The organism is Labrys miyagiensis (assembly GCF_030160835.1).
Lineage (GTDB): Bacteria > Pseudomonadota > Alphaproteobacteria > Rhizobiales > Labraceae > Labrys > Labrys miyagiensis.
The window spans coordinates 60,366-79,283 of sequence record NZ_BSPC01000075.1 but is presented as its reverse complement, the minus strand read 5'-3'; the positions used below and the strand labels follow the sequence as shown (position 1 = coordinate 79,283).

The following is an 18,918-nucleotide window of genomic DNA, read 5'->3' as shown; positions in this document are numbered from 1 at the left end:
GGACGCACCACGAGCGCCGGCACTGAAGATGCGGCTCTCGGATGGGATCTCATGGCGGTTCTCCTTCGGTCGAACGGGCGCGCTGTGTAGACCTGGCCGGGCGCTGACGCAAGGGGAGAATGTCGGTACGGGATCAGATCGGGTCGCTCCTGTGGCAATTGCGCATCAGAGGGCGAGATCGAGCCCGCCTCAACCGGCAAGGCGCATGTCACGCCGATTTCCCGCCCCTGAGACTATAGCCGGGACAACCAGTCGATCAGGAGTGACGGCGCGACATGCGCAGGCACTCCATCGATCTCGCCAAGTTCAAAGCCGGCTACATACGCTGTCGACTCCTGCAATTTTCTGTTCAGTGCACGTTTCTTGCCGAAGACTATTTGCCGGAGCCTCTCGCGCGCGCCAGACTTCGGCTCTATCCTCTTCTTCGATCATCACCAATAGCAACGACAGTCTGCGAGACCATCCATGGAGCGGGACGACCGACCGAGGCCGGAATGCAACCCCTTCCTGCTGCTGCACGGCAGATCCTGGGAGTTGCCGCGTGGCGACCTCTATGCCGTGCTCGACCAGGCGGAGATCGACGATGAGGGCAACCACCGCCTGATGTTCTCGGCGGTGGATGCCGCCTGGTTCGACCGCCTGCCCGACGAGGAGATCGCCGCCGCTTTCCAGGCGCGCGACTATGGCCCAATCTTCTATGCCATGCCGATCTACCTGCTCGAGATCAGGCTGGCGACATCGTGCATCCGCAAGATCGCCAGCCAGTCGGCGCAAACGTTGACGGCAGCCGACCAGGAACCTTTGCCGGGTGACCTCGCGCCGCCCGATCTGCCTGAACTGCTCGACGACCTGGAACGGCGCTGGAAACGGTTCGAGCTCGGCTGGGACGAGAGCCGGCTGGCGGCAGACCTCTATCCCAATCTGTTCGCCGTCCCTCTGGCCGTGAGGCTGAGCCGGGTCACGGAGGCCGGCGATGCTGCCAGCGCGCGCCTGAACGCCGTCGATCCCCTTGGCAGCGAACCAGACGCGACGGTCGCAGACATCGAAGCCGCCCTGCAGGGGGTCGCGGGCGCGGGAGCCATCGACCATGTCGCCGTTTACGATGTCGGCCAGGGCGGCGCCAATGCGCTCGTGGACCAGAACGGTGCAGTCGTCGTCTATTTCGACTTCGGCGGCGGTGTTGCCGGCAACACTGCCACTTTTCCAACCGCGCTCGCCCAGTTCTGCTTTTGCCATAATGTCGACCCCGCCATCGTCCTCTCGCATTGGGACCATGACCACTGGTCTTCCGAAGGCCGGGACACCCGGGCGCATTGGCGAACCTGGATCGTGCCGCGCCAGACTGTGCGCCGGACCAAGCGCGGCTTTCACCACAGCGCCTTGATCGCCTCGATCATCGCCCATGGCCGATTGCTGGTCTGGCCAGCCGCGACCATCAGCGTCAGCGCCGGTCCGCTCACCCTCCTGCAATGCACGGGTACCTCGCGCAACGCCTCCGGTCTCGCCGCCGAGATCGGGGCACCGGCCGGAGCCCAGGGCCGGCCGGTCTTGTTGCCGGCGGACGCCGGTTATGGCGACCTCCCCTCGCCGCCGGCCGCCGGCGCCCTCGATTTCATCAACTGCCCGCATCACGGCGGACGCTCGAGGTCGCCCACCGTGCCCAGCCGTCCCGCCGGCGCCGATCAGAGGCTCGCCTACTCCTACGGTAGCGGCAACAGCTACAAGCATCCGCTGAGCGCAACCTGCTCGGCCCACGACAGTGTCGGCTGGGACGATCCGCGCATCGGTCACTCCTCTTTCAACTATGTCCGCAACACCGAGGACCGCGCCGCCAGCGGTCTCGGCCATATCGGCTTCGACTGGGGCGCGGGCAACTTGCCGAGAGCGCTCGCCTGTAGCGGCGCCTGCCAGCTCAAGGTGGAGCAGACCTGAGATCTGGAACGCCTGGGAAAGGGGGATTTCATGGCAAAGGACACGACGAAAGCCTCGCCGGCACCATCGAAAGATCGAACGGCTCCCGGCAAGCTGCGCAAGGACGACCGCATCGCGCTCTATGCCGCCGCACGATATCTCGGCCTCGAAACGGAGAAGCGGCTTGGCCTGCGCATTCCCTTCGTCGTCTATTTCAAGGACCCGGCGCTCGCCGCAAAGCTCCCCAATGAAGAGATAGACACCGACTTCAACGTGCCGTGGGAACCGGGCATCAGCGATGGGCCGACCAGCGCGCGCTTCGCTGTGGTCGACTTCGATGCCACCACCAACCAGCTCGAAAAACCCGCTCGGTGGCGCGCGGACGAGGACGCCTTTTACAGCCCTGCCGGCAAGAAGCTCGACGAGAGCCAGAAGGATACGCCCCATTTCCAGCAGGTGAACACCTGGGCCCGGGTGCAGAACGCCCTGGACTACTTCGAGGGTCCCTGGGGATTGGGCCGGCGGATCAGCTGGGGCTTCGAAGGCAACCGGCTCATCGTCGTGCCGCATGCCGGCTATGGCAAGAACGCCTATTACGATCGCAAGAGCAAATCGCTCCAGTTCTACTATTTCGACGCGGACGAGGAGGGGGAAGCCGGCCCGGCCAAGAAGAGGATCTATACCTGCCTCTCCGGCGACATCGTCATCCACGAATTCGGCCACGCCGTGCTGGACGGCATCCGGCCCTATTTCCTGGAGGCGATCTCGCCGCAGACTGCCGCCTTTCACGAGTTCATGGGCGATCTCTCGGCCATTCTCATCGCCTTCCGCAACAATTCCTTCCGGCGCATATTCCTCGAGTTGACCGGCGGCAAGCTGGAAGGCGAGACGCCCTTGTCCAGTATCGCGGCGCAGTTCGGCCAGGCGGTCAAGAACCGGCCCTATCTGCGTAGCGCCACCAACGAGGACGCCACTCTGGCCAAGCTCGCCGGCAACGACGAACCGCACGACCTGTCCGAAGTCATGACCTGTGCGATGTTCGACATCATCCTCGGAATATGGCGCCTTTATCTTGCGGCGCACCCGGAGCCCGAGAAACGCAAATCGCAGCTATGGCAGATCGCCCAGCGCATCCAGGTGATGGCCGTGCAGCCGCTGGACCTCCTGCCGCCGGTGGAGGCCACCTTCCGCGACTATGCCATGGCCGTGCTGAGGGCCGAGCAGATTGCCAATCCCACCGATCCCCAGGGCTACCGGCCGATGATGATCGACAGCTTCATCGCCCGCGGCATCCTCGCCCCAGAGGAGAAAGAGGGGTTGATGAAGGCGGACACGCTGTTCAAGCGCACGCCCATCGATGTCTTCCACGACGTCGCGACCTTCGAAGGCTCGCGCGCGGCGGCCTATCGCTTTCTCGACGACAATCGCAGCAAGCTCTTCATTCCCCGCGGCGCCGACATCATCGTGCCGGAGGTCTTCGTGGCCAACAAATATACGCGCGACGGCCAGAGGCAGCCGAGGCAGATCCTGCTGCAATATATATGGCGCGAGGATGTGACGCTGACCGGTACGCGGTTTGCCCGCTATGAGGGCCAGACCACCAGCTTCTTGTGCGGGGGAACGCTGGCCTTCAACGAAAACGGCAATCTGCTGCATTGGGCGCGCAAGCCGGGCTCGCACAGCTTCGACGAGGCCAAGCCCAAGCCCGGAAGCGACTGGGAAAAGGAAGTCGCGGATGGCGAGGCGCGCCTCGAAGCCTATTTGGACACGCTTGCCAGGCGCATCAATGGCGGCAAGGTCGGCATGGCCTTCGGCGGCAGCTTCGGCCTTGCTGAAAAGAGCATCCCGCCGCTGACCTCGAGGACGGTCGACGGCGTGCTGCGCTTCGAGGTCAGCCCGCATTTCTCCATCGATCACGAACACGAACGGGAACAGCAGGGAGAACGTCAATGGCAGATAAGCTCCTGATCAGTGCCTTCGACGTCGGCCTCGGCGACTGCATCTATTGCCGCATCCCCAAGGCGATCGCTAGCGGCGGCGAGGCCGTTGATTTCCACATGCTGGTCGACTGCGGTTCCTGGAGCGGCGAGCGCTATCTCCAGGCTGCAGTCAAGGCGCTGGCCGGCATGCTGCCACAGACGGCGTCCGGCAAGAGGCGGCTCGATCTGATCGTGGTGACCCACCGCCACAAGGACCACATCGCCGGCTTCGACAAGGCGTTGTTCAAGCAGTTCGAGATCGGAGCGATCTGGCTGAGCGCTGCGATGAATCCCGAGCTCAAGAAGAGCAAGGGCAAGGGAGTCGATGGCGTCGAGGCCAGCCGGGCCCTGGCCCTCGAGGATTACGCCACTCAGGCGATGCGCGGGCTCGCCAGCCTCAACCTGTCGCTTGGCGAGGAGATGGCCGCCTTCATCTCTGAATTTGCCGTCGCCAATGACGAGGCCCTGGACACCTTGACCGACTGGATACCCAGGCAGAATGGCATCGAAGCCCGTTACGTTCATGCCGGTCAAAGCAATGCGGATCTCGGCCTGCCTCTGGCTGGGGCAACCATCCGCGTGCTCGCGCCCGAAAAGGATATCGATCATTATTATCTCGGCGCGGCGCCCGATCCCATGCTGCAGGCCCTCTCCGCCTCCTTCACGCCGCAGGCCTATGGCGCCGCGATGGCGGCGCCCGTGCCCGCGTCGGAGTTGCCGGCCAATATCAGCGCCTCCGATTTCCAGCGGCTGCGTTCCAACATGCTGTCCAGCGCCCTGGCGCTGGCGGCCGCCTCCAACCAGATGGTCAACAACACCAGCGTGATCCTGCGCATCGATTGGGGCGGCAAGCGCCTGCTCTTCGTTGGCGATGCCGAATGGAGCACGGCCTACAGGGATGGCAAGGCCAATGGCTCCTGGAACGTGATGTGGAACCGCCGTGGCGAATTGCTGAAGGAGGGCGTTGATTTCCTGAAGATCGGCCATCATGGCAGCACCAACGCCACGCCTTGGCGCGACGATCCCGATGGCCCCAGCACCGAGGCCGGCGACATTCTCGATGCCATCCTCCCCCGCCCTGTTGCACCAGCGCAGGCAACGGCCGTGGCGGTGGTCTCTACCGAACGCGGCCGCTACGAACCGATTCCGCGCTGCGCTCTCCTGGAAGACCTCGGCACGCGTCTCAAGGATACCAGGAACTATCAGCAGGCTTCGGCCACTGCCGGCGTGGACCTCCTGGCCAATTCGAGGTTCCGCAATCTGGAGCAGGATTGGCTCGGCAAGCCACAGCCGCTGCGTACCGATTTCGAACGCCTGCTCGGCAGCCCCGGTTATGTCGAGCTGTGGTTGTGAGACCGAGGGGGGCTGCGCGGGCCTCCCTCAATAGATCGTCTGCTTCAGCCGCTCCGGATAGGCCTGGTCATACGCCTTACCGTCGAAGCCGCCCTTGGTGATGGCGGCCAGCATCTCGCCGAGGGAGGGCAGCGCCGAGCGCGGGATCTGGATGGCGGGATCCCAGAGCTTCGAGCGCACCAGCGCCTTCTGGCATTGCGGGTAGACCTCCTCCACCGTGACGATGATGACGCTGCGCGGCGCCTTGCCCTCCATGGTGAAGCTGGCGCAGAGCTCGGGATCGGCGGAGATCGCGGCGCGGCCGATCACGCGCATGGTCTCGCCGACGCCGGGGATCAGGAAGAGCAGGTGGACGCGCGGGTCCATCACGATGTTGCGCAGGGAATCGAGCCGGTTGTTGCCGCGCCGGTCGGGAATCATCAGCGTCTTCGGATCGGCCACGCGTACGAAGCCGGGCGGATCGCCGCGCGGCGAGCAGTCGACGTCCGAGGGCCCGACAGTCGCCAGCAGCATGAAGGGCGAGGCCTCGATGAAGGTGCGGTAGTGGTCGGAGACGTGGTCGAGCACCTTGACATGGGCGGCCGGCGATACGGGATCGGTATAAAGAGCTTCAAGCTCGGCGATCGAGGTGATCAGCGACATGACGGCCTCCAGTTATGGTTTCAACCTAAAGGCCGGAGGCGCGTCGGACAATGGGAATGGGCGCGGAAAGCCAGGGCAATCGCTTCGGGCTGGCGAAGTGTGTTGCCTCATTCGTCATTGCGAGTGCAGCGAAGCAATCCAGGAGTCAAAGGGCCGTGTCCGCTGGCCCTGGATTGCTTCGCTGCGCTCGCAATGACGACAAGGGCAGCACCAAATCGACCCGAAACGATTGTCCTGCGCGGCAGCACAACCCCTCCCCTCAATAGATCCGCCACATACCCGGCGTTGCCAGCTCCAGCATGTTGCCGTCGGTGTCGCGGAAATAGACGCTCTTGCCGCCGGCCGGCCAGTCGACGCGGCCCTCGATGGCGATGTGGTGCTCAGCCAGACGCGTCTCCCACGCCACCAACTCCTCGGCCGAAATGGCGAAGCAGACATGGATGCGGCCGCTGGCGTCATGGCCCGGGATCAGGCCGTTGGGCATGGCCATGTCCTCGGCCGAGGCGCCGCGCTTGAAGACGAGCAGCACATTGGCGCCGCCGACATCATAGACATAGAGGCGCTCCAGCTTGAGCAGCGCCTCCAGCCCCAGCACCGCCTCGTAGAAGCGGGCGGCGCGGTCGAGATCCTCGACATAGAGTGAGGTCTCGATGATGCGGTTGAGACGGGGCATGGTCGGTCCCTTTTCCGGAGGACGGCAGACCCCATGATAGCCGTCTGGAACGCCGGCCGCTATTTGACGGGGATCTCGATATCGACCGAGCGCCCGATTCCGCTTGCTGCCTCCATGTTCTTCGAGGCCATCCATCTCACCGTCAACAGCGCAGGCAGGACAAAAGAGTATTTCATCTGCGTTTGGCTTACGCCCTGTCGATGCGGCCGGAATAGCAGCCACGCTTGGCATTGTGGGCATGGATATAGGCAACCTCGGGATTGGCGAAGAGGCGTGCGATAAGGCTTTCGATCTCGCGCCCCTCGGTGAGATCCGCATCGACCATCATGCCCTCGGCGTCGAAGGCCCGCAGGGAGAGAATGCGGCCGCGCATCACCTCCGGCACTTCGTCGATGCGGTCATAGGGCATCTGTGCTCCCTCCCGCACGAAGATGGCATGGCGGGCGTGGTAGGGCGTCGCCGCCGGCTGGCAGACATGGTTGAGCAGCAACAAGGTCTCGCCGGGCTCGGCATCGCGCATCTCGACGCGGTCGGGAAAGCCGGGCTTGGCGTCAGCGACGACGCGTCGGGCGCCACGCCGGGCGAGTTCGGCATCGTCGAGGCCAAAGAGTTCACGGAACGGTTCGGGTGAAAGGCCGGTGATACGAAAAGACATGAGGGCATCTCCATTCAGGGATGCCACGAGGACACCAGGAAGAGGCCGCAGCCGCCACCCGTTTCCTGTGCTGCAGCACCGTCCTCGCCGAAACGTTGCGGACGGGGCTCATCGCCCTGCATAACCTGCAACGACGGTTGTAAGCGGCGTTGAACTCCGCTTCTATGGCCGGCATCCATAAGAAACCCCGCGTAAGCAAGGGAGGTTCCATGTCGTCCATCGTCATCGCCCAGGGGGGCGGCCCCACCGCCGTGATCAACCAGACGCTCTGCGGCGCCATCGTCGCCGCCCGGCGGCACGACCCTTCCCTGCGCATCCTCGGCGCCCGGCATGGCGTGCGCGGCCTGACCAAGGGCGATCTCGTCGACCTCACCCAGCTTTCGGAAACCGACCTCCTGCGCCTCGCCCATACGCCCAATTCCGGCCTCGGCTCGACGCGCGACAAGCCCGACGCCAAATATTGCGAGGCCATCCTCACCGCGCTGCAGAAGGTGGAGGCCCGCGCCTTCGTCTATATCGGTGGCAACGACACCGCCGGCACGCTGGACATCCTGAGCAAGCAGTCGACCGGGCCGTGCAGCTTCGTGCATGCCCCCAAGACCATCGACAATGATCTGATGGAGAACGACCACGTTCCCGGCTTCATCTCGGCGGCCGCCTTCGTGGCCAATGCCTTCGTGAGCATCGACCTCGATTTCCGCGCCATGACCGGCATCTATGTCGGCATCGTCATGGGCCGGCATGCCGGCTTCCTCAGCGCCGCCGCGGCCGGCTGGCAGCAATCGGCCGACGAAGCACCGCATCTGATCTATGCACCCGAAAAGCCCTTCTCGGTGGCCCAGTTCCTCGACGATGTCGACGCCATCTATACGCGCACCGGACACTGTATCGTTTCGATGTCCGAAGGCGTGCAGGACGAGACCGGGCGCCCGCTGGCCGACGTGCTTGCAGCCGGTGCGCTGGAGCGCGATGCCCATGGCAATGTCCAGCTCTCGGGCGGAGATCTCGGCATTGAAATCCAGCGCGCCCTGAAGGAACGTTTCCCTAAGGCGAGAACCCGCGTGGACACGCTCGGCTACCTGCTGCGCGGCTATATCGGCATGATCGACGAGACGGACGCCAAGGAGGCCTTCGAGGCCGGCGCCTTCGCGGCCCAGAGCGCCTTCACCGCCGGCAGCGGCTCGGTGGTGCTGCATTATGACGGCCACCGCACGACGCCGCGCATCGTGGCGCTCGACCAGGTCGCCGGCCGCACGCGCCACATGCCCGACAGCTTCTTTGCCGGCAGCAACGCCATTTCCCCCGAGGGAAGGCGCTACTTCCATCGCCTCTTGCCGAAGCGGCCGGATATCTTCACGCCCTTCGTGTGAGGGCGGTGCTCGGTCGGATCGCGATCTCACCGAACCGAACGGCTTGGTCATTCCGGCTCGAGTGAGGGAATATCCGGAATGACGGCCGTGAAGCAGCGCGCTGTCCTGCGTACAGCGTCACTGCAGCATGAATGCCTTGATTGTGCCCTCGGCAACCGCCTGCATAAGCGGGCTCTCGGCCAAAGGCCGGGTGCTGCACAATTGCTTGCCGAGCACGGCGACCCAGACGGCAAGCTTGCCGTCGCGGCCCTTCTGCTCGCGCAGGATGCCGGCTGTCCAGGCGCACTGCCGGATCCAGAACCAGCGCCGCGTCGGCAGATAGCTTGTGAGCAGGGCTTCCAGGCGCTTGTCGCGCGAGCGGATCTTGCTCAGCAACGCATCGATCTCGTCGTTGGCCTCGAACCAGGTCTCGACCAGGGTACCTTCGTCCTGCAGCTTCTGGAGGGCGGTTCGTTGATTTTCGAGGCTTGAAACATCCAGCAATACGCCGCTCAGAATCTCGTCGAACAGGACTTCGGGCTCGAAGTCATTCGCCGGCAGGGTCGACAGTTCGAGCAATTCCATGAAGCGCACCAGCAGCGGAGGCACGGGCGTGCCGCCCTCCCAATTCTCCGCTACCGCTGCCGCCAGCCGCGTGGCGACATGGCTTTGCGAAGCCGGGTGGGCACGGATATCCGACTGCGCGAACAACATCTTGAGGCGCTGGCCGGTGATACCTTCCAGGTCGCTGATTTCCACGATCCCCAGGCCGGTCTTGATCAGCAGCGTGATCGTCTGGCTCGGCCGCCCCTTCGCGGATGCAGCGATGGTCGTCGCTCCCGCGCCATCCGGCACGGAGGCCAGCACTGTTGTCAGCTTGACGGCTCTCTCGGGAGGAGAAGGCACCACGTGAGGCCGCAGGGCGGCCAGGACCGAATCGATGCGCTGCGCGCGATCGGGAAGAACCAGGGCACGCACCAAAGCCAGCCGGGACACCAAGCGAGACTCCGGCGGATTCTGCTCCGTCGAGGCGACCAGGGCGTCGCAGATGACACCAGCGGTGCGATCGTCCGCCGTCAGAAGGAAGCCGAGCGTCATCTCTCGCAACCGTGGGTCCTGGTTGCTGGCCAACTTCGCCGCGATCTCCCACTTGGCCTCCTCCGACAAGTAATGGGCGATGTGGGACAGGGCATCGAAGTGCTCCAGCGGATCTCCATCCATTTCGTCCGCGAGGTCCTCAAGCAGCGTCTCGAGGCTCCTGCCGCCGACGTCCTCCCCATCGGAACCTTCCTGGAGCTGCCGGGTGATGGCGGCTTGCAGCGAGGGACCGAGAGCGAGGTTCGCCGCGCCGAAAGCCTGGGCGACCATCACCAGCTTCGAGCCGCCCAGGTCAGGCTGTTCGATGCGCTGCTCCAGCCAGGACAACAGCTCCCGGACCTCCTGCCGCGCCTGACGGTTGCCGCTATTGGCCTCGATCCGCATGTCGGATAGGGCATCGACGAGATCCTCGAAGAGTCCCCTGCTCTCGTCGGCCTCAAGCGCTGCAATTTCCTCGATCAGTTCCTGAGGCGTGTCGGGCTCGTCGAACAGATCGCCAAGGCGCCCCTCACTAAGCATTTCCTGCAACGCGTCGAACAAGGCCGCATCCAACTCGGGCTGCTTCGCCTTCGAAGCACCAGACTTCGGTGGTGTCTTCGGTTTGCTGGGTTTCTTCGAGGCGGCCATGGCATCCTTCACAAACAATTCCTGCCGCTTACCAAAGCAAAATGCATTCGGGCAGGCGTGGATTTCCAGATTAACGCGTTGGTACCAAGGGCATTTTGCGATTCTTGGTGATTCGATCTGAAGGTAAGACAGGCTAGCGCATCTCTCCCGATTCAGGAAACGCGCGCCATGCTCGCGCTTTCCTGCGGCCAGCGCTCCAAGGCCTCGCGGCCCTTGGGCGTCAAGCCGTAAATGCCCTTGTCCACCCGCTCGAACCAGCCATAGACATTGCCCTGCAGGATCTTCGGGGCATCGGGCACAAGCTTGGCGAGATCCCGCCGCCGCAGCGGGCTTTCGGCGAGGGCGGCGGCACAGGCGAGGGCCTGCTGGCGATAGGCCGTCATTTGCGGCACGCGGGTGGAGCCGCCGGTGACGGGATCGCCCTGGCGCTTGCGATGCTCGGCGAGCAGGCGCGAGCGGCGGCGTGCTTCGCGACGCGGGAACGGCGCCTCCGGCGTGACGATAACAGCGACCTCGCCCCGGTCGGAGACACCGAGCAGGCCGAAGCCGAGGCGGCGGCAGAGATTGCGGAAACGCTTGTCGCTCTCCCGCCCCTTGCCGCGCACCGAGACGCGCGCGGCAAGCCAGACCTCGTCACAGGCGGCGGCCCTGTCGACGCCCTGCAGGACGAGTTCGAGGTTGAAGCTTTGCTTGAGCTCGCAGACGACCAGCAGCGGCGGCTCGCCTTCGCGCAGAGCGAGGACATCGCAGCCGCCGATCTCTCCTTTCACAGAGAAATCAAGAGCTTCCAGGAAGGCTTTGATGGGAAGGTAAAGCGAGGTTTCCAGGATGCAGCTCCGGATCGGGGGGCGGGTCTTCAGACCCGCCAGACCTGCAACATTGGTCGAGAGAGGCAAGGCGGGTCTGAAGACCCGCCCCCCATTACTGCAATCCCACCGGATCGACGATGCCGGACTTGCAGCCCTGGTCGGTCGGCGAGGCCCCGGCGATCAGGGTGGCGAGGGAGGCATTGTCGGTGACCTCGCCACGCAGGCCGATGGTCAGCTCGACGATGATGCGCCTGTCGCCGTCGCGCTTGCAGGCCACGCGCACGCGGTCGCCAGCGCCGTCACCGAAGGCCTGGTCGAAAGCCTGACGGATGTCGCTGGTCTCGACCTCCTTGCCGATATTGTCGGCGAAGAGCTTCTGCACGGGCGAAGCGTTGATCTGGCCGATCAGCGCGACTTCGCGGCGGAAATAGGCATCGGCCGATTTCTCGAAGAAGCAGCTGCCGTGCTCGACCCATTCGTGGCGCTCGAGGAAGGAGGCGGTGCCGGGCATGGCCTGCTCCAGGGCCGTGCGGGTGGCGGGCTCGAGCTGTGGTTCGGGCAGGTCCTCCCAGCGATGCGCCTTGTCGGCCTCGACATCCTGCTGGGGTACGCCGCAATAGGCATTGCCGCGCGGCTGCGGCCACAGGCCGTGCAGGGTGAAATGGGTGGCGTCGTAGCGCTCGGGCGTCTGCGTCTTGCATTCGGTCTTGCTGGGCAGCCCTTCGCAGAACGCCGGCTGCCAGCTGATGGCGAAGACGTAGGAAGCCCCGCTTCCGCCGCCTGAGGGCGGATTGTTGCCCTGCTTGCCCGGCGCGGGCTGGGAAGGCGAGGTAGGCGCCGGCGGCACCGTGGTGCCGTCAGCCGATTTCACCTCGCCGCAGTCGACCGGTACCCAGCGCTCGGCGGGTTGGGCGCCGTCGACCTCGACACGGTAATAGGTCGGATTGGGCTTGTTGGCGGAAAGCAGCCTGTAGCTTTGCTCCGGCGTGAGCTTCACATCGCCCGGATTGGTCTGCTTGCGGATCGACAGGAGGGCCGAGCAGGCTTGATGGGCCGTGAATGTACCCTTCATGGGTTCGTCGGCCTGCGCGGCGGCAAGGGGCGTCAACATCGACAAGGCGAAGGCCGCCAGCCAGCTTCTTTTCATCCAGTCCTCCCGGTCACGATCGTGTACGGCGTGCAGCCCATGCCACCACAATGGCGAGGAATAAAGCACAGGGCTGAACAGAAGCCTACCGCATGGAAAGGACATCAACGTGAAAGCGTGTCCCCTATTTCGGGGTTGGCACCGGACTGCGCATCGGCTCGCCGGCCAGTGCCCGGCGGACCTCGTCCGCGGCGAGAGCCTGCAACCGGTCGATCGAGGCGTCGGAATACCAGGCGGCGTGAGGCGTAAGCTGCAGGTTGGGCGCGCCGCGCAGCACGTGGTCCGATGGCAGCGGCTCGCTGTCGAAGACGTCGAGCGCCGCGCCAGCGATGCGGTTGTTCGCCAGCGCCTCCGCCAATGCGGCGGCATCGATGAGGTCGCCGCGCGCGGTGTTGACGATCATCGCATTCGGCTTCATGCGCGCCAGCGTCGCCCGGTTGACGATGCCGCGGGTGGCGGGCGTGGAGGGCGCGTGCAAGGCGAGCGCGTCGGCGGCAGCGAAGAGATCGTCCGTTGTCGCGGCCTTGCTTGCGCCGAGCGCTTCGACCTGTGCTTCGGACAAAGCGGGATCGAAGACGAGGAAGCTGAAGCCGAAGGGCCTGAGCCGCTCCATCACGGCGCGGCCGATGCGGCCGAGGCCGAGAAAGCCCACCATGGAGTCGCGGAAGGGACGCATCGGCTTGCACACCGCCACGGCGGCCCATTGCCCGGCGCGCACGCTGGCATCGAGGGCGGCGAGTTTGCGCAGGCTGGCGAGCAGCGCGGTGGCGGTGTGGTCGGCCACCTCGTCGGTGCAGTAGTCGGGCACATAGGCGACTTCGATGCCAAGCTCGCCGGCAGCCTTCACATCGATGTTGTCGTAGCCGACGCCATAGCGGATGACGCGGGCCCCCGGCGCCAGGCCTTCGAGCGCCGCCCGGGTCATCGGAGCGAACTGCACCAGCGCGACATCGGCGCCCTTCACCGCCGCCGTGACGGCCTGCGCATCGGAGCACTGATGCGTGGCGAAACGGGCCGCACCCGCCGCCGCCTGCTCGTGATGCAGACTCGGGAACGTGTAGTCGGTGACGACGACGAGGCGGTCATGGGCGGGCATGCTCATTCCTTCCTAAGCCGGCAAGGCCGGCAACCCAGCCGCGGCCCTGAACACCTCCGTGCGGATATCGATCTCCTGCCCCGCATAGCCGTCGCTTTGCGCCGTGCACAGGAAGGCAATCGCCTCCGCCGGCTGGTCGACGGGCGCCAGTGATTCACGCGGCAGGCGGCTGACCGGATTGATGCCGGAGGCGCGGATCTCCGCCTGCATGCCGGTATCCACCACGCCAGGCGCAAAGCCGAAGGCCTTGATGCCCTGCTCGCCATATTCAAGCGCGATGGAGCGCGTCAGCATGGCGAGGCCGGCCTTGGCGGCGCAATAGGCGCTCCAGCCCTCCATCGGCCGATGGGCGGCTCCGGAGGAAAGGTTGATGATGCGTCCGCGCCCGGCCTTCACCATGGCCGGCAGCACCGCCTGCGCCGCGAAGGCGGCACCGACCAGCGTCGTGCGAATGGCAGCGGCGAAGGCTTCGGGATCGAGCGTGTCCAGCCGGCCTATGGGCGCCACGACGCCTGCATTGTTGACGAGCACGGTGGGCGGACCGAAGTGGCTTTCCGCCTCCCGGACAAGCCGCGCGACATCCTCGCAACGCGAGACGTCGCAGCCGACAGCCAGGACATCGCCGCCGGCCATCGACGACGCCACGGCCTGCGCATCCTCTTGTCTGCGGGCGGATACAACCACGCGGGCACCACGGCCTGCAAGCGCGCGCGCTGCGGCGACGCCGATGCCGCGCCCTGCCCCGGTGACGATGATCACCTCTGCCTTGAGATCAGGCGCCATCATCTCAATCCATGTGCCATTGCAGCGGCAGCAGGAAGGGAAAGCCACGCCGCTCGTCGATCTCGATCTTCATGATCGGCGCCATCGAGGCGCCCCAGCGCGCGTTCACCGGATCGTCCTTGAGGACGTCGATGGTGCGCTGCAGATCGTCCGTCTCGAAATAGCCGAACAAAGTGAGGCCATGGCGGAAGATGTTGTAGTTGCGTATGCCCGCCTTGCGCAGGGCCTCCAGCATGTCCGGCCAGATCTCGTCATGGCGCTTCTTGTACTCGTCCTCATAGCCCGGACGGACTTCGAGGACCCAGGCGTGATGGCTCATCGGGTGTGGCTCCGAATTGTTGTTTGTTGTGCAGTCGACGCTGCGCTGTTGTTTCGCACCCAGCAGGAAGAGGCGCGGGTAATCCTTCCTCGACTGTGGGGAAGGTGGCATTGCAAAGCAATGACGGAAGGGGGCGAGTGATGCGACATTGCCGGCCGCGGATAGGCAGACGCCACCCTACCCCTTCCGGCCCGGCTACGCCGGCCCACCTTCCCCGCAGTCGGGGAAGGATGGCGTCGCGCTCTACGCCGACAGACAGCGCCCCTCTCTCCGGACCTAGCGCCCACCGTCACCACTCCCGTCGAGATAATCATGGATGATGCGCCCCGGGACGAGCGTGAAGTCGGCCCGCCAGTGCAGGCCGTCGAGCATATCGACCACCGGCAGGCGGTGGATGGGCGCCTGCGCATTCGGGCGCAGTTCCACCGTGTTCGGGCCGCCCCAGCATTCGTGCACGGTGACGCCGGACAGCCGCCTTGCGGTAAGCTGGCGGATGGCCGGCCGCCCGTCGATATGGTCGACCGCCTTCAGATTGATGTTCTGGGCGAAGTCGAAATGCCGGTTGAGGCTTTCCAGGCTGTCGGTCTGCTGCTTGGTCGGCAGCGTGCCTGTGAGGATATCGATGCCGTTGCGCTCGACCACGCCGACAACGAGATCGCCCCGCACCTCCAGTTTCGGGTTGCCGAGCTTCTTGGGCTGGCCATGCACCTCGCGGCCATGCACCACGCCGACATCGGAGGAGAGGAACAGATAGGGCGAATAGGAGCCCGCGATATCCGTGCCCGGCAGGCGGCAACCGATGGAGACATTGCACTCTCCATAGGCGCCGAGCCACTCGACATCGTTCATGCGGTAGATATGGGCGAGCACCGCATCCGAGGTCGGCTCCAGCGGTGGCGGCAGCAGCCGTGCCACGGCAGCCTCCGTCGTGCGCCAGACCAAAGTCAGCACCTCGACATTGCGGAAGGTGAAGGGAAAGGACGGTACCATCGGCGCGTCCCAGGGCGTGGAGAAACCCGGCGCGACGATGTCCTCGATGGTGAGGCGGTCGAGGCCGCCGCGTCGCAGGTCTTTCATCAGGCCGGCCCTCCCGTGAAGCGTTCCTCCACCGGTGGCGCCAGGCCATAGCCGACGAAGCCGCCGGTGACGTTGATGGTCTCGCCCGTCACGAAGGAGGCCGCCGGCGAAGCCACCCAGGAGACGGCGGCGGCGACGTCCTCCGGCCGGCACCAGCGGCCAACGGGGATGGTCTTGATCACCTGCGCCTCGAAGTCCTCCCAACTCATGCCGAGCTTCTCGGCCTTCTCGCGGAACTGCTTCTCCATGCCGGTCCCCGGTCCGACATGGCCGGGCGCCACCGCATTGACTGTGATGCCGTAGCCGGCGAGCTCGACGGCAAGGCACTGGGTCAAGCCCCAGAGCGCGTTCTTCGAGGCGATATAGGCTGAGGAATAGGGATTGCCGAAGCCGAGCCGGGTGGTGAGGTTGACGATGCGTCCCCGCCTTGCCCGCATCATGATCTTCGCGCCGGCTCGGCAGGTCAGGAACGGTCCGCGCGTGTTGACGCGCTGGATGCGATCCCAATCGTCGGGATCGGTATCGACCAGCAGCTTCTGCATGTGAATGCCGGCGGCATTGACCAGCACGTCGAGGCGGCCATGCCGGCCCTCCACCGTAGCGAACGCCGCCTCCACGGAAGCGGGGTCGGTGATGTCGATATCGACGCTCTCAGGCGCCTCCTCCCCCGGCCGGCCTGGTGCTCCGGCACGATCGGCGCAGACGACGTGGAAGCCATCATTGCCGAGCTTGCGCACGATGGCGGCGCCGATACCGCCCAGGCCGCCGACGACGATTGCAATGTCCTGCCCGCTCATGACAGCCACGCCTTCACCTGGTCGCGCAACACGATCGTCTCTGTGAGCACATCGTCATGAAGGGTGTCCATATAGTCCTGGTGTACATATTCGAGCGACAGGCGGCCGCTGTAGCCCGCGTCGCGCAGGGTGGCGAGTTGCGCCTCGAAATTGATGGTGCCCTGATGCACCTTGGTCTGCAGCGCCCCGGGCCTGGCCTGGCGCAGATGGACATGGGCGGCGTGCGGCGCGAGCGCATCGATCTCGTCCTGCCGCCAGCCCATGCAGACGAAATGGGCGTAGTCGAGCGTGAGCTTGAGGCCTGGCACCGCGCCGAGGAGGTCGAGCACGAGCTGGGGGCTCTCGAGGAAGGAATGCACATGCGGCTCGATGGTGAGCTGTACGCCTTGATCCTGTGCGAGCGGCAGCAGGCGGCGCAGGCTCTCGGCCGATTCCTTCAGCGCCACCGCCCGGCCCTGCCCAGGATTGCACACGCCCGGCAGCACGAAGATGGTGGGGATGCCGGCCCGCTTGCAAAAACCGGCGACGATCTTGAGATCCGCCTCGTTGGCCTCGCGGTTGGCCGGATTCGCAAGATTGCGGTCCGAGAGGGTTGAGCCGAACAGATGATAGAAATTCGGCAGGTCGATGCCGAGCCCACGCACGCGCTCGGCGGCCTTGCCGGGATGGGCGAGCAACTCGGCCTTGTCGAGCGCCGGCCCGTAGAAATAGCCGATGTCGAGGGCGTTGATGCCGAGCGCCCTGGAGATCGCCGCCGCCTCGTCGAGGCTGCAGGCGCGTAGGGACCAGGAGGTCAGGGAAAGTTTCATGGTGGAAGTCTTCCTGGTCATCACACAGTCTCCATCCGTCCCGAGGCTGCGGAGCGGTAGAGGGCGTCGAGTACTTCCACCGCGCGCATACCGGTATGGCCGGGCGAGCGATTGGTGACGGGGCGTCCGAGGCAGAGATCGACCAGGGTGGTAAGCGGAGCCTCGCAGCTATAGCCGCCCTCGCCTGGCGCCAGCGGCACCACGATGTCGCGCCCGTCGCGGCGGCGCACTTCCAGGCGCTCGCGTTCGATGTCGAGCAGGAGCATGCCCTCCGAGCCGAACAGGCGCAGGTCGATCTGGAAGCCGCGATGCTTCGGCACGGTGGCGGCGCCCGAAATCGAAGCCGTGGCCCCGTTCACGAAGCGCAGCACGGCGGCATCGTAGTAATCGACCCCGGCAGGCGACTTGCCGGTGGCAGCGAAGACTTCCGCTGCTTCCAGTTCGGTGATGCGGAAGAACAGGCCGAGCGCATGGACGAGCTGGCCCCAGCCATAGCCGCCGGCCTTCTTCGGATCGGCCCAGGTCGAGGCCGGTGGGCGGAACATCTGGCCCTCCGTCTCCTTCATCGGCTGGCCGGCGAAGAGGTCCTCCAGCGCCGAGGCCATCTGCAGCACGCCGTGCTGGATCTCGCCGATCTCGCCGTCCTGCACCAGCTCGCGCGCCTTCTCGGTCCAGTCCTTGAAGTTCCAGCCGGTCGGCACGATGATCTCGCGCCTGGCATCGATGGCGCGGCGTACCAGGTCCCGCGCATCCTCGGTGTTGGTGGTCAGCGGCTTCTCCACCACGACATGGCAGCCCCGCGCCAGCGCCGCCGCCGCGTGTTCGTGATGGAGCGTGTGGGGCGAGGCGACGACGACGCCATCCATCGGCACCTCATCCAGCATCTGCCGCCAATCCTCGAAGCCGAGCGGAATGTCGAAGCTCCTCTGCAATTCCTGGAGTTCGGCGGCGCCGAGGCGATTGACCGCGACGATCTCGCAATCGGGATTGGCCTTCAGCACCGGGATGTGGTTGACGGCGGCCCACCAGCCGGCCCCGATCACGCCGATACGCGCTTTCCTCGTCATTGATCCTTCTCCATGGCATCGACGGTGGAGCGGTGGACATTGTGCAGATGGTCTTCGACCGCCTTGGCGGCGGCCTCGCCATTGCGCTTCTCGAGCGCGGCCACGATCACCTCGTGATCGGCCAGGGATTGGCGAAGCACCCCCGGCGTTTCCGAGGCGAGGCGGCGATATTCCGCGCCCAGCAGATAGAGGGAGCTCGCCGTGCGCACCATGAAGGGGTTGCCCGTCGCCTCCATGATGATGGTGTGGAATTTGAGGTCGGAGGCGCGGAAGCTGAGCGGATCGTAGAGAAGATCGCGCTGCACCACGACCAGCTGCTTCAAGCGCAGGAGATCGGGCGTCGAGATACGCTCGGCGGCAAGGCGGGCGATGCCGACATCGACGAGTCGGCGGATCTCATAGAGCGCATTGATATTCTCGGCATTGAGCGTGAGCAGGAACTGCAGTGGGCCGAGCAGGTCGGCGGCATCGAGCGGCGAGACATAGATGCCGTAGCCTTGCCGCACCCTGATCACGCCCAGGATCTGCAGGCCGCGAATCGCCTCGCGCACGCTGGGGCGGCTGACCTGCATCATCGCCGCCAGATCCCGCTCGGTCGGCAGCATGTCGCCGGGCTTGAGGTTGCGCGTGCGGATCAGATCCAGCAGCTTCTTGGCGACCTGCTCGGCGATGGAACTTCGCTCGATCGGCAGGAATTCCTCTGGCTCGGCCATGATTCAATCCCTCA

General features: G+C 65.3%; 18 protein-coding genes. 4 read left to right on the top strand and 14 right to left on the bottom strand.

The annotated features are described in order from the left end of the window. The first annotated feature begins 465 nt into the window (after positions 1-465). From QQL24_RS32380 to QQL24_RS32370, 3 genes are read left to right on the top strand one after another with little or no spacing between them, the layout of a single operon-like run. Positions 466-1,932, top strand: a complete 1,467-nt coding sequence (locus QQL24_RS32380) for a ComEC/Rec2 family competence protein (protein ID WP_284316442.1) — start codon at positions 466-468, stop codon at positions 1,930-1,932. Positions 1,933-1,962: 30 nt separating this feature from the next. Then, positions 1,963-3,879: a gluzincin family metallopeptidase gene (locus QQL24_RS32375; RefSeq protein WP_284316441.1), complete on the top strand. Its 1,917-nt coding sequence runs from the start codon at positions 1,963-1,965 to the stop codon at positions 3,877-3,879. Beyond that, entirely contained in the window at positions 3,861-5,243 is a 1,383-nt protein-coding gene (locus tag QQL24_RS32370; protein WP_284316440.1) for a ComEC/Rec2 family competence protein, read from the top strand. The genes QQL24_RS32375 and QQL24_RS32370 overlap by 19 nt, the downstream gene beginning before the upstream one ends. Positions 5,244-5,270: 27 nt before the next feature. On the opposite strand, the gene QQL24_RS32365 is transcribed toward QQL24_RS32370, so the two are convergent. The 3 genes from QQL24_RS32365 to QQL24_RS32355 form a co-directional block, all read right to left on the bottom strand. Then, a complete protein-coding gene (locus tag QQL24_RS32365; protein WP_284316439.1) occupies positions 5,271-5,885 on the bottom strand; it encodes a pyridoxamine 5'-phosphate oxidase family protein in 615 nt (204 codons plus the stop codon). A 259-nt stretch (positions 5,886-6,144) separates the two neighbouring features. Beyond that, positions 6,145-6,558: a VOC family protein gene (locus tag QQL24_RS32360; protein ID WP_284316438.1), complete on the bottom strand. Its 414-nt coding sequence runs from the start codon at positions 6,556-6,558 to the stop codon at positions 6,145-6,147. A 187-nt stretch (positions 6,559-6,745) separates the two neighbouring features. Further along, the gene (locus QQL24_RS32355) at positions 6,746-7,213 is read right to left on the bottom strand and encodes a DUF1203 domain-containing protein (RefSeq protein ID WP_284316437.1); all 468 of its coding nucleotides are present in this window, start codon (positions 7,211-7,213) and stop codon (positions 6,746-6,748) included. Positions 7,214-7,422: 209 nt separating this feature from the next. Here QQL24_RS32355 and QQL24_RS32350 point away from each other — a divergent pair, with 209 nt between their 5' ends. Beyond that, entirely contained in the window at positions 7,423-8,583 is a 1,161-nt protein-coding gene (locus tag QQL24_RS32350; protein ID WP_284316436.1) for a diphosphate--fructose-6-phosphate 1-phosphotransferase, read from the top strand. Positions 8,584-8,700: 117 nt separating this feature from the next. On the opposite strand, the gene QQL24_RS32345 is transcribed toward QQL24_RS32350, so the two are convergent. From QQL24_RS32345 to QQL24_RS32295, 11 genes are all read right to left on the bottom strand, one after another. Continuing rightward, positions 8,701-10,299 carry a hypothetical protein gene (locus QQL24_RS32345; protein ID WP_284316435.1) on the bottom strand — a complete coding sequence of 533 codons (1,599 nt, stop codon included), beginning with the start codon at positions 10,297-10,299 and terminating at the stop codon, positions 8,701-8,703. A 140-nt stretch (positions 10,300-10,439) separates the two neighbouring features. Then, on the bottom strand, positions 10,440-11,117 hold the full coding sequence (locus QQL24_RS32340) for a DUF2161 domain-containing phosphodiesterase (protein ID WP_284316495.1): 678 nt from the start codon (positions 11,115-11,117) through the stop codon (positions 10,440-10,442). Between the two features lie 91 nt (positions 11,118-11,208). Continuing rightward, positions 11,209-12,243, bottom strand: a complete 1,035-nt coding sequence (locus QQL24_RS32335; protein WP_284316434.1) for a ribonuclease T2 family protein — start codon at positions 12,241-12,243, stop codon at positions 11,209-11,211. 124 nt (positions 12,244-12,367) lie between these two features. After that, the gene (locus QQL24_RS32330; protein ID WP_284316433.1) at positions 12,368-13,339 is read right to left on the bottom strand and encodes a C-terminal binding protein; all 972 of its coding nucleotides are present in this window, start codon (positions 13,337-13,339) and stop codon (positions 12,368-12,370) included. 12 nt (positions 13,340-13,351) lie between these two features. Further along, on the bottom strand, positions 13,352-14,122 hold the full coding sequence (locus QQL24_RS32325) for an SDR family NAD(P)-dependent oxidoreductase (RefSeq protein WP_284316432.1): 771 nt from the start codon (positions 14,120-14,122) through the stop codon (positions 13,352-13,354). A 4-nt stretch (positions 14,123-14,126) separates the two neighbouring features. Next, positions 14,127-14,441, bottom strand: coding sequence for an L-rhamnose mutarotase (locus QQL24_RS32320; protein ID WP_284316431.1), 315 nt, complete (start codon positions 14,439-14,441; stop codon positions 14,127-14,129). 276 nt (positions 14,442-14,717) lie between these two features. Then, a complete protein-coding gene (locus tag QQL24_RS32315) occupies positions 14,718-15,518 on the bottom strand; it encodes an acetoacetate decarboxylase family protein (RefSeq protein WP_284316430.1) in 801 nt (266 codons plus the stop codon). Next, positions 15,518-16,315: an SDR family NAD(P)-dependent oxidoreductase gene (locus QQL24_RS32310; protein WP_284316429.1), complete on the bottom strand. Its 798-nt coding sequence runs from the start codon at positions 16,313-16,315 to the stop codon at positions 15,518-15,520. Before QQL24_RS32310 ends, QQL24_RS32315 begins: the two co-directional genes overlap by 1 nt. Continuing rightward, complete coding sequence (locus QQL24_RS32305) at positions 16,312-17,145, bottom strand: sugar phosphate isomerase/epimerase family protein (protein WP_284316428.1); 834 nt, start codon at positions 17,143-17,145, stop codon at positions 16,312-16,314. The genes QQL24_RS32310 and QQL24_RS32305 overlap by 4 nt, the downstream gene beginning before the upstream one ends. Continuing rightward, positions 17,145-18,191 (bottom strand): Gfo/Idh/MocA family protein, encoded by a 1,047-nt coding sequence (locus QQL24_RS32300; RefSeq protein WP_284316427.1) that lies wholly within the window; start codon positions 18,189-18,191, stop codon positions 17,145-17,147. The genes QQL24_RS32305 and QQL24_RS32300 overlap by 1 nt, the downstream gene beginning before the upstream one ends. Further along, entirely contained in the window at positions 18,188-18,904 is a 717-nt protein-coding gene (locus tag QQL24_RS32295) for a FadR/GntR family transcriptional regulator (protein ID WP_284316426.1), read from the bottom strand. Before QQL24_RS32295 ends, QQL24_RS32300 begins: the two co-directional genes overlap by 4 nt. Positions 18,905-18,918: the final 14 nt, after the last annotated feature.

Excerpts from the sequence above, each read along its gene's own strand:
- QQL24_RS32350 (WP_284316436.1), top strand. The coding sequence starts at position 7,423 with ATGTCGTCCATCGTCATCGCCCAGGGGGGCGGCCCCACCGCCGTGATC.
- QQL24_RS32330 (WP_284316433.1), bottom strand. The coding sequence starts at position 13,339 with ATGCCCGCCCATGACCGCCTCGTCGTCGTCACCGACTACACGTTCCCG.
- QQL24_RS32300 (WP_284316427.1), bottom strand. The coding sequence starts at position 18,191 with ATGACGAGGAAAGCGCGTATCGGCGTGATCGGGGCCGGCTGGTGGGCC.
- QQL24_RS32365 (WP_284316439.1), bottom strand. The coding sequence starts at position 5,885 with ATGTCGCTGATCACCTCGATCGCCGAGCTTGAAGCTCTTTATACCGAT.
- QQL24_RS32380 (WP_284316442.1), top strand. The coding sequence starts at position 466 with ATGGAGCGGGACGACCGACCGAGGCCGGAATGCAACCCCTTCCTGCTG.
- QQL24_RS32375 (WP_284316441.1), top strand. The coding sequence starts at position 1,963 with ATGGCAAAGGACACGACGAAAGCCTCGCCGGCACCATCGAAAGATCGA.
- QQL24_RS32310 (WP_284316429.1), bottom strand. The coding sequence starts at position 16,315 with ATGAGCGGGCAGGACATTGCAATCGTCGTCGGCGGCCTGGGCGGTATC.
- QQL24_RS32335 (WP_284316434.1), bottom strand. The coding sequence starts at position 12,243 with ATGAAAAGAAGCTGGCTGGCGGCCTTCGCCTTGTCGATGTTGACGCCC.
- QQL24_RS32360 (WP_284316438.1), bottom strand. The coding sequence starts at position 6,558 with ATGCCCCGTCTCAACCGCATCATCGAGACCTCACTCTATGTCGAGGAT.
- QQL24_RS32315 (WP_284316430.1), bottom strand. The coding sequence starts at position 15,518 with ATGAAAGACCTGCGACGCGGCGGCCTCGACCGCCTCACCATCGAGGAC.
- QQL24_RS32320 (WP_284316431.1), bottom strand. The coding sequence starts at position 14,441 with ATGAGCCATCACGCCTGGGTCCTCGAAGTCCGTCCGGGCTATGAGGAC.
- QQL24_RS32305 (WP_284316428.1), bottom strand. The coding sequence starts at position 17,145 with ATGACCAGGAAGACTTCCACCATGAAACTTTCCCTGACCTCCTGGTCC.
- QQL24_RS32370 (WP_284316440.1), top strand. The coding sequence starts at position 3,861 with ATGGCAGATAAGCTCCTGATCAGTGCCTTCGACGTCGGCCTCGGCGAC.
- QQL24_RS32325 (WP_284316432.1), bottom strand. The coding sequence starts at position 14,122 with ATGGCGCCTGATCTCAAGGCAGAGGTGATCATCGTCACCGGGGCAGGG.
- QQL24_RS32295 (WP_284316426.1), bottom strand. The coding sequence starts at position 18,904 with ATGGCCGAGCCAGAGGAATTCCTGCCGATCGAGCGAAGTTCCATCGCC.
- QQL24_RS32355 (WP_284316437.1), bottom strand. The coding sequence starts at position 7,213 with ATGTCTTTTCGTATCACCGGCCTTTCACCCGAACCGTTCCGTGAACTC.